Source organism: Candidatus Wallbacteria bacterium (assembly GCA_028687545.1).
Lineage (GTDB): Bacteria > Muiribacteriota > JAQTZZ01 > JAQTZZ01 > JAQTZZ01 > JAQTZZ01.
Map to the genome: position 1 here is coordinate 57,737 of JAQTZZ010000010.1, position 12,605 is coordinate 70,341.

Sequence of the window (12,605 nt, forward strand, 5' to 3'; positions counted from 1 at the left end):
GTCCGGCAAAAAATGGCCCTTGAGCAAGTGGATTCAGGTAAACACAGTGGCACCATATAAAAAAGCCGCAGGTATGATAAAAAAAAATTAGGGATCAAGTAAGGAGCAAGCGATGAAATACATTTTGGGAATTCCTTCAGCCTGGGGATCATTTTTTAATGGACCTGAAGTGAGTCCTGCGGCGATCCGTGAAGCCGGACTTATCGATGCATTCAAATCAAGAGACGTGGTATTCGAGGATCTTGGTGATCTGCAACTGCTTCCCCTGATGTCCAGGCACAGTGTACCGCCCATCAGGCATTACCCGTCCCCCAGGATTGTCTGGGAATTGACCTTGAATGAGCTGGAACCTGTGATCAGGAAAAGTAAACGGGTTTTGCTGCTCGGCGGAGACTGCAGCATAGTAGTCGGCTCCATGACAGCCATGCACAATGTCTATGGAAATTCAGCTTATCTTCTCTATCTTGATGGACACATGGACTGCGAGATTCCAGTGGCCGATAAATGTGCAGGTGCGGCTGGCTTCGGCCTCTATCTGCTCACAGAGCAGAATCCCTTCTGGCCTTCCCCGGCCATCACTGAACAGCAGCTGCTGATAGCGGGAGTGCATGTCATGCCGGCTAACTGCAAAAAGATTCTGCCTCACTTAAGCCTTGCAAAGATGCGCAAAACCGGTATCCGCGACTCTGCCTTGAAGATTCTCTCGGCAATCGGGGCAGACATGAAAATACTGGTACACCTGGACGTGGATGTAATGAATCAGGAGTCAATGCCTGCAGCTTATTCGCCCAGCGAAGAAGGGCTGACTCTTGATGAAATGCAGGAGCTACTGTCGGTTGTCATGCATGATCAGCGGGTGAAACTGCTGGAGATTACCGAATTCGATCCGCTGAAAGATCCTGAAGGCAAATCAGGCGCAGATATAGTGAAGCTGCTCTCCGGTTTTTCGTGGTAGATTTTATTGTGAAGTAGGGAGGATAAATGAGTAATCACAAAGCCGGCACGAATGACGGGATCGTGATCCGCAAAGCAATGCCTGGGGATGTTGAGGTTCTTACTTTTTTCAGGGTCGGTATGCTGAGTGAGGTTTTTACGGGGATGGAGGTTTCTGAAAACTTGGAGTTGAAAACTGTCATCAGAAAGTACTTTGAGGACAAGCTGGAAGGCAGTGATTTTTTTGGTCTGATTGCCGAGAAAGACGGGAGAGAAGTCGGAACAGGCGGGATGACCATTTCGATCGGCCCGCCCTCACCGGCCACCAAAAGCGGCAAGAAAGCATACATTTTCGGGATGTACGCCATCCCAAAAGAGCGCTGCCACGGCATCGGAAGCAGAATTTTTCAGTGTCTGGTGGACGAAGCTGAAACGCGGGGAATAGAATACATACACCTTCACGCGGCACCTGACGGCCTCAATGTTTATCTGAAAAAAGGCTTCCATGACCCGCACAACAAGGAACTGGTGCTTTTGCTGAAAGGTTCCTCTCGGCAAAAGCCGGAGCAGAAGCAGCCGGAGAACAAATTTGTAGTCATCCTGAAAGAGAAAAAGACTGGCACTCTGCAGAGACCTCTTCTGGAATCACATGTGGAACATCTCAAAAACCTGCATCTGAAAAACCTGCTTTTCCTCTGCGGCCCTTTGAAAGACAGTGAATCAGCCTTATTGATCATCAGAGCAGAAAAGATGGAAGATGTAGAATCAATTGTGCGGAGTGACCCTTTTATTATCAACCAGTATTACCGATCGTTCGAGATACATGAGCTGATCGAAGGCAATGAAAGTAACAACTGGCTTTTGGAGTGATGACATCAGACTTCATGCTTTTACCTTCATTCCTGTTCGCACAAACCGGCAGATAACACAAAGTGTCAGAATTTCCTGGGCAAGATCATGGAAGAGATCACTTTTAAAGTTTCTCTGTTTGTATATTCCAGAAGCGCGGTTTAAAATTTTCTGATATGAAGTCCGGTTTGCTAAATCTCAGCAGAAACGAAATTGTCGATATGCTGGCTGAAAAATCCCGCACAGGATGCGTCTGCGTCGCTGGCCTTTCCGGATCAGGCAAAACCTGGCTGGCTAATGCACTGGCCGCTGAGATTCAGAAAAGAGGGAGAAATGCCCTGCAGATCGACTGCAGACGGGCCTGGACCACATCGGATGTTTACAGCGCTTTATCTGAATCCCTGCTGCAGCTCACCTGTGACAACAGTGTTCAGGCTTTTTCCAGTGATCCCGGAAAGTTCCTCGGATTCATCTCACGAAAAAATATTACCCTGATCATCGATAACTTCCATTTTGCGGAGAATCCAGAAACGATTGCTTTACTTGAAGAAGCGGCTTCTGGAAGAAACGGGATCGTGGTTTTCTCCAGAGAAAGGCCGAAAATGGACCTGGCAACCAAGGGTGAAGTCTTCACCTGCGTGTTACCGGGTTTAACTGAGCATGAAACAGGAGTGATGTTCGATTCCCTGTTCGAAGTCCAGGGCCAGGAGACGCCGGGTTATGAGGCGAAACAGGCAGTCTTCCGTTTGACTCAGGGTCACCCCTTTTCGATCAGGGTGATCTGCGCATTGCTTGGCCGGGGTAACCTGACACTGTCAGACCTCAAAAAAGGTGAAAATGAAACCCTGCTGGGCAATTACCTGGAATGGCCTGCCTGGAATGCCCAGTCTGATGATTTCAGGCATGTATTGAAACTGATCAGCATCATGCGCACTCAAGTCGACAGGGAAATTATCCGGGACATCGCCGGAGCGGACGCCGCAATAGTGCTGGAAAAGCTCCGGATTTCCTGCCTCTCAGAAATCGACCTGTACGGCAGGATCTCGCTGCCGCTGATCCTGAAGAATTTCATCAGGGGGAAGATTCCGGAGACCGAGCTGTTGGAGTTGCATAAAAAAACTGCAGTTCTGCTGCTTTGCAGATTCGGTTTCGAACCTGCCTACCTGGAAGAGATTTTCTACCATTTTTCCAGTGCAGGAGAATGGCATGCTGCTATCGACGCCCTGACCGGCTTTGGTGAGGAGAACCTTTTTCTACAGGGCACATGCAGTGGTCTCATCCCTCTTATCAGAAGTGGGGCTTGGGAAGATAACTACAAAAAGAAGGAGTTGAAGTTAGTGTTGATAGACCAGTTGATCCTCATGGAGAGATTCCAGGAAGCTCAGGAGGAAATCGAGGGGATCGGCGGGTTTTATGGTAAATTCTTTGCTGCAGGAATTGAGTACTTCAAGTGGAACAACGAATCTGCGCTTACCCAATACAGCAAACTTCTCAGCCAGACCAGAGATCAAAAACAGAGATTTCTGGTGCTCAATAGAATTGCCTTATGTCATATTTTTATTGGCAATTTCGAGAAAGGCCGGGAGTTTCTTATAGAATTATCAAAGATGCAGGAATTCGCTGCCAATCCGCTGGCTGCCATCAGGTTTTACATTTCCAGCACAAAGTTTTCTGAATACTGCGGGAAATACGATGATCAACTCACTGCAATTGAAAAAACACTCGACCTGATGGAGGAAAACGGAATAAAAACCGGGCTAGGTATTATCCTGTATGTAAAAAGTTATTGTCTTGCGATGCTGGGCAGGAATGAGGAATCGGCCCGGGTGGCAGGGGAAACATTGAAGATTGCCGAGAAGCATGGTGATACTGTGCTTCTAGCGTTAGCATATGATCTGCATGCATTACTCACTCGCTATGGCAGTGATTGGCGAAAGTCCATCGAGTACCGGCTCAAATGCATAGAATTATGCAGATGCTCAAATAACACTGTTCACATAGCATCGCATCAGGTCGAAATCGGCACTGCCTATCTGAGACTTGGAGAAATAGAAACTGCTGAGCACTATTTCCAATTAGTCCTGGAAACTATCGACAGTATCGAAGACATTGCGCTGAAAATCATAGCAATCAATTCCTATTGCGAGTTGCTGATCGCCACAGGCCGTTTCAGGGAAGCTCTGGAGCAGCTGCAGTCAGTCGAAAAGCAATTCCAGGGTAAATGTCCGCCACTTTGTACGAGCTTCAATTTTCTGATGGGAACATCCCTCGAAAAGCTTGGCGAAGCTGAAAAGGCCGGTCACTATTTCAGCCTCCACAGAATGGATCTGGATTCCATTCCCTCAGAAACCAGGAAACTATTCGAAAAGGAGGATGCCTGGCTGATTGCCAAGCTGCAGGAACCGAAGAAGATCAGGATCCTCCGCCGGGATACCGCTCCCGGATATATCAGCACAGAAGAAGTGGATTCCATACGCAGCCAGGCCGGGACTTTCGAATTTTTTGCGGATTTTATGGGTTCATACGTAATTGTGGATGGAAGAAATATCGAAATCTTCAAGAAAAGGGTCATGGCGAGGATGTTGCAGGAACTGGTTTCAATCCCAGGGACCGAATTCAGCGCCGAACAACTTTATCCGAAGCTCTGGAACAGGAAATTCGAGCCTGAATCCGATGCAGGCACATTCCGCGCCGCTGTCTCCCGCCTGCGGAAAACTCTGGATCCGGACCATTCGCTCCGCTTCATCCTGAGCACTAAAGACTCCAGCGACTGCTGTTTCAACCCTGCAGTGAACTATTGCATACTGCTTCCCTGAATCACTCAAATCTATTTGACGCAATCTGCTGCAATTTAGTACTTCAGTTACAGCTCATCCTGCGCATAATTTACTTATGAACGAAAGTAGATGGTGGAGGTGTAAAATGAAAAGGAACGTAACAAGAGAAATCATCACAGGAATCCTGATGGCAATGTTGATCGTGCTGCAGTACGGAGCGGTCTGTGCAGGTGAAACACAAGTCGGTTCAGGGTTGAATTCAGATCATTCCGCGTATTGCGTCGTTGATCCTTCGGAAGCCAATGTTTACATCGATCCTGCAGCAGCTACAGGAGCCAGGGAAAGTGCGGCAGTGGGTAAGCTCCCGCAGGGAATCAGATGCCAGGTAGTTGCAGAGGAGGACGAAGCCTTGCAGGTTGTCTGTGAAACAGGGGAAAAATTCTGGATCAACGTGCATGACGTCAAACAGGCGAAATCAGAGCCTGCAGCCGTGTCTACAGGTGAATCAACTGTGAAATACAGTGTTTTCTGGGACGTAACAGTCACTGTCAGGCCCGAAAGCACGACAAACAACCAGACCATCAATAAAGAATACAGATGGCTGATCGGCAAGTGCGAAACAGTGGATGAAGGCATCAAGCTCTCAGAAAAACTCATGGGCATCACTTCTGAAGAGAACAAGAAAATCTTTGAGGAAATCAGGAAAAAAGTATGCCAGGACCTGAATCAGGAAATCGCTGAAAATCAGATGGAGATATACGTGCACTTCGCAGCTGAAAAAGACATCGTTCAGGTTAACGATCCATCACTTAAGGGCGACAGTCACCCGAGATTCAAAGTTTACTGGGACGTTAAAGTCACTGTCCGGCCTGAAGGCCAGACAAGCAGTCAGACTATCAATAAAGATTACAGATGGTTGATCGGCAAGTGCGAAACAGCAGACGAAGGCAACAAGCTCTCCGAAAAACTCATGAACATCACTTCTGAAGAAAACAAGAAAATCTATGAGGAAATCAGGAAAAAAGTATGCCTGGACCTGAATCAGGAAATCGCTGAAAATCAGCTTGAAACATTCTGTCACTTCTCACCTGAAAAAGACATTGTTGAGTGCAGAAATTGATCGGAATTCCAGAATAAAGTATGGCAACTAAAAGGGGCTGTCCAAAAAGACGGCCCCTTTGCACAGTGCACTACTCTATTAAAGCGCAGCAGAAAGATCTGAAGATATGCGTTTTGATGTGTCCTGAGGCTGCGGAAACCGGATTTTTATTATACAATGTAGTCAGAATTTCGTGGACTATAGCCCCACGCCCGATCAGCGCAAAGGAGTAACACATGGAAGCACCTTTTTCCCAATACCTTGAGCAGAGGATACCTGCTCTAAGTGAGCTGCTGGCCAGCCTGGCAGACAGGTTTCAGTTCATTTCCATTTTAGGCGCAGACACGTCAGGCAAGGAATTCGCAGTCTCCAGATCCGCTTCCGAGATCAAACCAACGGCCTTTACCGAGTGCGGTTTCGTCATCAGGATGCAGAGGCAGGGCGTTCTCGGGGAATTCTCCATCAACGGGCTGCCGGCCGACATGGAAAAACTGCACGATCTGATCTGCACCAAAGCTGAGAAGATCTTCAGTTTCAGCGATAGATTCGACACTCAGCTCTATCCGGCGATCAGCTGTACAGGTGGAAACGAGAATTTCCGCCAGAAAGTCGAAGTTGTTCCGGACGAGAGCGACACTGAACACATCATGGCCCGGCTCAAAACGATCCTTGACCGGCTTTTGAACTTCAACAGCAAGGTTTCCGGCATCACGCTCAAATTCAGCTATGAAAAGTGTTCCAAGTTTTTCCTGACTCCTGCCGGTTGCCTGACCCAGTCACTGGTTTACTGCGACAATCCTGTCTATGTCAATGTCAGGGATGATCATGGCTGCAGAAATCTATACCAGGTCCTGTCCAGGGCAGCGGGGCTGGAAGTCCTGGACCTGATCGAGGAAAACCTGGTAACTGCCGTCAAAAGGGCTCTGGAATTGCCGGGATCGGCAGCGGTTGAGCCCGGAATTTACGAGATCATCTGTTCCCCGGATATCTCGGGCCTGATCGCCCACGAAACATTCGGCCATGGTACAGAAGCCGACATGCTGGTGCAGAAAAGGGCTCTTTCCGCACAGTATATCGGCCGGCAGGTCGCTAACCCAGTAGTAACCCTGTTCGACAATCCCACCCTGGCAGGCGGATACGGCTCATACTTTTTTGACGATGAGGGCACTCCGGCTTCCTGCACGGAAATCATCGGCAAAGGTGTGCTGCTTTTACCGATTTCAGATCTGCCCTCAGCCTGGATGACAGGTTTTCCCGCTACCGGGAACGGGCGCAGGGAATCGTTCAAAAGAAAGGCTTACCCGCGCATGTCAAATACCTACTTCGCCCCAGGCGAATCCAGCCTGGACGAAATGATCCGCTCAGTCGGCCGGGGTTTCCTGCTCGAATGCGGAGGCGGGGGTGTGGAAGACCCCAAAAACTGGCATCTGCATTGTTCCAGCCAGTTCGGCCGTGAAATAGCGGACGGCAGGCTGACCGGCAGGATTGTGTCTCCGGTAATCCTGACCGGATTCGTTCCTGATCTGCTTCAATCCATCAGCATGGTCTCCAGGGAAACCTCATTTGACTGGGGAGGCATCTGCACCAAAGGCCGGAAAGAAGGCGCCAGGGTCACACTCGGCGGCCCTTACATTAAAGCGCTGGGGAGGCTCGGATGATTGATAAGCTGATAAATTGTCTTAGGGAACGGGGCATAGACATCTGGCAGATCAGGGAAAACGGCATCAGTTCAGCTGAAGCATTCCTGAACGGAAGCAAGCTGGAAATGTTGCGCCTGTCGGACCTGTCAAGCTTCAACCTCAAAATCTTCAAGCCCGCGGCGAGCGGGGAAAAGGATCTGGGAATCGCCCAGGCTGAAATCAGCGCGGGTGCAACAAATGACGAACTTATCAGGGCTGTGGATCAACTGGCAGCCACCGCAGACCAGGCCCGGGTACCATGGTTTCCTATGCCGGACTCCGGGACTCGCGATTTCCGTATAAAAACGGCCACTGATGCTGATCTGCTTTCAGTGCTGGAAACCGTGTCCGGATTGCTGAAGGAAACTGCTGCTTCCGAAGATTTCTTTGTCAACCACGCCGAGATTTTCTCTACCCAGTCTCTGGTCAGCCATCGCGATTCCTCAGGCAGCTTCCTTCAGCAGAACATCGGTTCCGGAATTCTGGAGCTGGCTGCCGAAGTCTGCAGCCGGACCGGCACGGAATGCCAGATTTATCTAACCTTTTCCGGTAATGATAAGGATTTTATCCGCAATACAGTCTGCGAACAGATCAAGGCTTCCAGAGCTAAAATTCAAGCTGTGCCGACACCTGCCGGCCTCAAGTGCCCGGTAATCATCACCAGACCCGCTGTCACCAGATTTATGGACTACTTTGCCAGACGAGCCGATGCAGCATGCAACTATGGCAGCAGCCAGGCGCTCAGACCGGGGGACAGCATCCAGGGGCAGGACCCGCGAGGTGATCTTCTGGATATCGAACTGATCCCATGCCTGGAAAACTCATCGTACTCCAGCTGGTTTGATCAGGACGGGGTGATCCTGAAAAAGACCAGGATCATCGAACAGGGGAAGCTGAAAAACTACTGGGGATCAGCCCAGTATTGCCACTATCTGGGCCTGGAACCGGTTGGCAGGATCGAGAACATCCTCGTATCCGGCGGCAAACATCCGCTTTCCGTCCTCAGGCAGCCCCCATGTCTCGAAGTGCATGAATTTTCAGCCTTTTTCATCATTCCTGGATCAGGCTATTTCCAGGGCGAGATCCGCTTAGGCTGGTATTCAGACGGAAAATCCCGATCTGCGGTTACCGGAGGTTCTGTTTCCGGCCGGATCAGCGATGTCTGCGGGAACATGCTCTTTTCGTCGGAGATTCTGCAGTCCGGCTGTTTTCGCGGGCCTGTGGCAGTCAGACTCGACCCTGTGTCAATCGGGGGAGGAGGGTAATCTGGATCCCGTCTCTCTGATGTCGTGCAAAATACCGGATTGATTTTTTTAGCGATGATTTAATAAACTATCCTGCAAGCACTGAACTCTTAAGCAGCTGTAAAAAAGAGAAGATGGATAAAACACCAGTACCTTTAAAAAATGAAGTGCTCCGCAATGCAGTGATAGATGATGCGCTGGAAATTTGTAAGATTTATAATTATTACATCGAGAATACCATTATTTCTTTCGAAGAGGTTCCTGTTTCAGTCGAGGAGATGAAAAACCGAATCAGGGAAGTAACTGAAAAATATCCCTGGCTGGTTTGTGAGAAGAATGGCAGTATTGCCGGCTATGCCTATGCAAGCAAATGGAAAGATAGAACAGCGTATAGATATTCTGCCGAGAGCTCTATTTATCTTGCTCAAGATGCCGTAGGGCAGGGAATCGGAAACAAACTTTACAAAGCGTTGATTTCCAGAATTTCCGGGATGTCCATACATTCGGTCATCGGCGGAATTGCCTTGCCGAATCCGGCCAGTGTGGCGTTGCATGAAAAACTTGGGTTTAAAAAAGTTGCCTGCTTCAAGGAGATAGGCAGAAAATTCAGCCAATGGATCGATGTAGGTTACTGGGAACTTATTATTGACGATTCCAGACCGGAAAGGTGAAATTAAAAGGCAATGAAAGCAACAACTGGTTTTGGAGTGACTTGCAATGAGCTGTTACTTGCCAGCTCTCTTCTGCAGGATGGCCTTGCGCTCACTTAGAGACTTCTGGAATTCTTGATCAGACATCGAAGGATCACGCAATTTCAAAAAAATCTCGCAGGGAAACTGTGAACACAGACCACAATGTTCCAGGCATTTTTCATTCGTGCAGCAGTGGTAAACCGGGCACCCAGATTCTCCCGGCGCTGAGGACCAAAATGGCTTGCCTCCGGTCTGCCTGCACCCGGTGCAATCTTTTTTTAAATGGGAGCAGCCTCCACAGATATAGCCGCATGGAGGTGCGGCATTTACATCAAACATTTCCCCTCCTTCGTGAAATCTTGTTCATTTTACTTTTTTCGGTTGGCTCAGGAAGCTCTTTCGCTGTAAGCCTGATCAGTTCGCTGATCCATTCCCGGTCTTCAAACCTGTCTTCGATTGGAAAACGCAGCTTTGCTCCGTGATAGGGAGATGCCTTAAACCAGACCGGCCTTGCTCAGCGGGTTTTCGAAATGCTCCAGCTTTTCCCAGTTATCACGGATTATGTCGCGGATCAGAGTCCGGTTTACTATCTCAAGTAAAATGCCATCAGGGTCTTGAAAATAAACCGCATAGTAATCAGCACCGAATTCTAGATAGAGGCCGGGTTCGCTGACTTCTATGCCCAGCTTGCTCAGGCCTTGAGCAGCCAGGTCTACTGCGTTCATATCAGTCACCTGAAAGCACAAATGATGCAGACCCGGCACCAACTGGTCGTGCAAAGCCGCATCTGACCTTGCCGGCCGCAAAGTGTATTGCAGAGCACGGTTAAAATAATGAACATGGGGCTGTCCGTCTATAGAACCTGTTCCCTTGTGAAACCCCAGCAGCTTCATCACGGCATCGTAGAACACAGTGGACCTGGACAGGTTCGAGACTGTGATATAGATGTGGTCTATGCTTAGTACTTCAAGCGCCATCAGCGAACCTTTTCCTGAAGCCATTTTCTCTCCTTTCCCCCACCTTGTGCAGTGATTATTTTACAGTATTTTTTCAGGATAAAAAGTATTTAAGCATATCAAAACGCAGCACGAAAAGGCAGGATAGATGCGCTTTGAGGTGTATTCAGGCTGAGAAAACCTGATATTCGTGATACAATTTGTTGATCGAAAGGGTTTGAATAAAGAAGCGCAAGCAAAAACCGGTTGGAAGAAGGAGGGCCTAGTGAAGTGTTTCCCCGAAGTAATCAGTCAATTGCCTCAGGCTGATGTACTCCGTTCTGATCCTTCTGCTGACAGGAAAGGATTTTTTTTTAAACAAACGCTCTATATGCTTCCTTACGGTCACGGATCCGTAGGATGAAGATTTCCAGACAATCACGCCTGATCTGATAAATGATTCGATAGGATTTAACCCTGAATTTGAGATACCCTTTCCATGGACCTTTCAAAGGAATACCGGCATAGGGATTTTTCCGGATTTTTTCGATGGCTTTTTTGATGTCAAGTGCGGTAATCCTCTCGAATCTGGAAAGTTCCTTTACTGCAGCAGGATGAAAAACAACCTTATATTCCAAGATCACTGAAAACAGTCTCTGCTGAAACACCCTTTTTACCGTCCCTGGAGCGCTTCTGCGCCACATAGCCGTCAATGGCGTCTTCCAGAAATTCCCTGATCGCCTTGCGGATTATCCAGGGTTTCTTCTTTCCGGACTGTTCGCTGAATTCGTCCAGCATTCTGGATAAATCCTCAGGAAGAGAAATGCTCATAGTCTCTTTATTCATATTACCTCGCCTGTACAAACTATATCCGTTTCAGGAATCTTGTCAATAATAAAGTATTCGCGCAAATGATGCGTCTTGATTTGCATTGATGCTGTATTAACCGGTTTTTCATGATAGATTTTATTTGTGAAGGTGGGAGGATAAATGAATAATCACAAAGCCGACATGAATGACGGGATCGTGATCTGCAAAGCAGTGCCTGAGGATGCTGAGATTCTTACTTCTTTCAGGATCGGAATGCTGGAGAAAAAATTTGTAGTCATCCTGAAAGAGAAAAAGACCGGCACTCTGCAAAGGTCGCTTCTGGAAGCACATATCGAACATCTCAAAAATCTGCATCGATAAAATCTGCTTTTCCTTTGCGGGCCATTGAAAGACAGTGAATCAGCCTTATTGATCATCAGAGCGAAAAAGATGAAAGATGTAGAATCAAAATTCAGGTTTTGACACGAAGCAGTCGTTTTTGATCAGTTTCCTGAAGGTGTCCATCACTTTGGGCGATGAATCCAGCCTCAGGTTGGACACGCTTTGGTCATCATTCTGCCAGATCTCATGCCAGTATGAGACAGCCTGGATTCTGGGGTATTTTTTATCGATGATTGAGTTCAAAGCTTCAGCAATCCATCTCGCTTTTTTGTCAGATCCGTCATCGTATGCTCCGAATTCCAGCAATGCCAGAGGTTTGATCTTGGTCAGTTTGCAGAGTTTCGGGTAGGCTTTGTCCATCAATGAAGTGAAGCTCTCCCATTCATCCCCAGGTTTGAGAGGCCCGTATACGCTTACACCTACCCAGTCCACATACTCGTCGCCAGGGTAATAATCCGCGAACCTGTTCCAGGCCACGTCCGGGCTGTCTGCGTTATTGATATGGAAAAACCAGGTGACATTGTCGGCCTTTTCAGCTCTGAAGAGTTTCACGATGTGGCGGAAAGCGTCCCTGTATCGCTCAGGCCCGTCGTACTGATCAGGTTCTCCATATCCATCCTTATTGTTTCCTCCATTCCATTTCGCGTTCCAGGGAAACCAGTCGCCATTGGCTTCACAGGCAAATTCAATCATCAGGGGAGCCTTGACTTCCCGCGCAGACCGGGCAAAAGCACTCAAATCCTTGTCGAACTGGCCGGAAATAATCGCAGAGAGCGTGAATTTTTTCTCAGGGCATGCATCCACGTTTGATCTCGGGATAAGCCTGATATAAGGCAGAACTCCTTCAGCCTGTATCTCTTTGACTTCAACGGATGGAAAAGTGAAGCCGTCGCCAAAGGTTTTGGAAAAAAAAGCCCAGATTATCGGTTTTCCGGCAATTTCTTCGAAATCAGAGACCTTTTCCCTGGTCACTGCGTTTTCAAAGCCTGTTTCATTGGGATAACCGCTGAAATCAGGGTATGCGCCAAAATAGATGCCATTAGATGGCGGGAGCAGTTTTTTTGTGTAATACCCGGACTCGTCGGATGCGGATAAGTTTGATGCAATCAGCCAAAAGATTAAAAGAATATATAGACCCACAGCACCTTGTTTCATCATATAGCGACCCAGCCTTTCTGTGATTAT

Annotated in this window: 12 protein-coding genes; 8 read left to right on the forward strand and 4 right to left on the reverse strand. The window is 48.2% G+C overall.

Going from position 1 to position 12,605, the window contains the following annotated elements; genetic code table 11:
• Nucleotides 1-112 precede the first annotated feature (112 nt).
• From PHW04_06900 to PHW04_06930, 7 genes are all read left to right on the forward strand, one after another.
• Nucleotides 113-955: an arginase family protein gene (locus tag PHW04_06900; protein MDD2715604.1), complete on the forward strand. Its 843-nt coding sequence runs from the start codon at nt 113-115 to the stop codon at nt 953-955.
• Nucleotides 956-981: 26 nt separating this feature from the next.
• Complete coding sequence (locus PHW04_06905; protein ID MDD2715605.1) at nt 982-1,803, forward strand: GNAT family N-acetyltransferase; 822 nt, start codon at nt 982-984, stop codon at nt 1,801-1,803.
• A gap of 155 nt (nt 1,804-1,958) precedes the next feature.
• On the forward strand, nt 1,959-4,598 hold the full coding sequence (locus PHW04_06910; protein MDD2715606.1) for a hypothetical protein: 2,640 nt from the start codon (nt 1,959-1,961) through the stop codon (nt 4,596-4,598).
• A 106-nt stretch (nt 4,599-4,704) separates the two neighbouring features.
• Nucleotides 4,705-5,679 carry a hypothetical protein gene (locus PHW04_06915; protein ID MDD2715607.1) on the forward strand — a complete coding sequence of 325 codons (975 nt, stop codon included), beginning with the start codon at nt 4,705-4,707 and terminating at the stop codon, nt 5,677-5,679.
• A 215-nt stretch (nt 5,680-5,894) separates the two neighbouring features.
• On the forward strand, nt 5,895-7,316 hold the full coding sequence (locus PHW04_06920) for a TldD/PmbA family protein (protein ID MDD2715608.1): 1,422 nt from the start codon (nt 5,895-5,897) through the stop codon (nt 7,314-7,316).
• On the forward strand, nt 7,313-8,602 hold the full coding sequence (locus tag PHW04_06925) for a metallopeptidase TldD-related protein (GenBank protein ID MDD2715609.1): 1,290 nt from the start codon (nt 7,313-7,315) through the stop codon (nt 8,600-8,602). Before PHW04_06920 ends, PHW04_06925 begins: the two co-directional genes overlap by 4 nt.
• A gap of 113 nt (nt 8,603-8,715) precedes the next feature.
• Entirely contained in the window at nt 8,716-9,252 is a 537-nt protein-coding gene (locus tag PHW04_06930) for a GNAT family N-acetyltransferase (protein ID MDD2715610.1), read from the forward strand.
• A gap of 515 nt (nt 9,253-9,767) precedes the next feature.
• On the opposite strand, the gene PHW04_06935 is transcribed toward PHW04_06930, so the two are convergent.
• From PHW04_06935 to PHW04_06945, 3 genes are all read right to left on the reverse strand, one after another.
• Nucleotides 9,768-10,274, reverse strand: coding sequence for a VOC family protein (locus PHW04_06935; protein ID MDD2715611.1), 507 nt, complete (start codon nt 10,272-10,274; stop codon nt 9,768-9,770).
• Nucleotides 10,275-10,582: 308 nt separating this feature from the next.
• Entirely contained in the window at nt 10,583-10,852 is a 270-nt protein-coding gene (locus PHW04_06940) for a type II toxin-antitoxin system RelE/ParE family toxin (protein ID MDD2715612.1), read from the reverse strand.
• Nucleotides 10,836-11,054: a ribbon-helix-helix domain-containing protein gene (locus tag PHW04_06945; protein ID MDD2715613.1), complete on the reverse strand. Its 219-nt coding sequence runs from the start codon at nt 11,052-11,054 to the stop codon at nt 10,836-10,838. Before PHW04_06945 ends, PHW04_06940 begins: the two co-directional genes overlap by 17 nt.
• A 144-nt stretch (nt 11,055-11,198) precedes the next feature.
• Here PHW04_06945 and PHW04_06950 point away from each other — a divergent pair, with 144 nt between their 5' ends.
• Entirely contained in the window at nt 11,199-11,399 is a 201-nt protein-coding gene (locus tag PHW04_06950; protein MDD2715614.1) for a hypothetical protein, read from the forward strand.
• Between the two features lie 84 nt (nt 11,400-11,483).
• On the opposite strand, the gene PHW04_06955 is transcribed toward PHW04_06950, so the two are convergent.
• Complete coding sequence (locus tag PHW04_06955) at nt 11,484-12,578, reverse strand: glycosyl hydrolase (protein MDD2715615.1); 1,095 nt, start codon at nt 12,576-12,578, stop codon at nt 11,484-11,486.
• Between the last annotated feature and the right edge of the window lie 27 nt (nt 12,579-12,605).

Excerpts from the sequence above, each read along its gene's own strand:
- PHW04_06900 (MDD2715604.1), top strand. The coding sequence starts at position 113 with ATGAAATACATTTTGGGAATTCCTTCAGCCTGGGGATCATTTTTTAAT.
- PHW04_06905 (MDD2715605.1), top strand. The coding sequence starts at position 982 with ATGAGTAATCACAAAGCCGGCACGAATGACGGGATCGTGATCCGCAAA.
- PHW04_06910 (MDD2715606.1), top strand. The coding sequence starts at position 1,959 with ATGAAGTCCGGTTTGCTAAATCTCAGCAGAAACGAAATTGTCGATATG.
- PHW04_06915 (MDD2715607.1), top strand. The coding sequence starts at position 4,705 with ATGAAAAGGAACGTAACAAGAGAAATCATCACAGGAATCCTGATGGCA.
- PHW04_06920 (MDD2715608.1), top strand. The coding sequence starts at position 5,895 with ATGGAAGCACCTTTTTCCCAATACCTTGAGCAGAGGATACCTGCTCTA.
- PHW04_06925 (MDD2715609.1), top strand. The coding sequence starts at position 7,313 with ATGATTGATAAGCTGATAAATTGTCTTAGGGAACGGGGCATAGACATC.
- PHW04_06930 (MDD2715610.1), top strand. The coding sequence starts at position 8,716 with ATGGATAAAACACCAGTACCTTTAAAAAATGAAGTGCTCCGCAATGCA.
- PHW04_06935 (MDD2715611.1), bottom strand. The coding sequence starts at position 10,274 with ATGGCTTCAGGAAAAGGTTCGCTGATGGCGCTTGAAGTACTAAGCATA.
- PHW04_06945 (MDD2715613.1), bottom strand. The coding sequence starts at position 11,054 with ATGAATAAAGAGACTATGAGCATTTCTCTTCCTGAGGATTTATCCAGA.
- PHW04_06950 (MDD2715614.1), top strand. The coding sequence starts at position 11,199 with ATGAATAATCACAAAGCCGACATGAATGACGGGATCGTGATCTGCAAA.
- PHW04_06955 (MDD2715615.1), bottom strand. The coding sequence starts at position 12,578 with ATGATGAAACAAGGTGCTGTGGGTCTATATATTCTTTTAATCTTTTGG.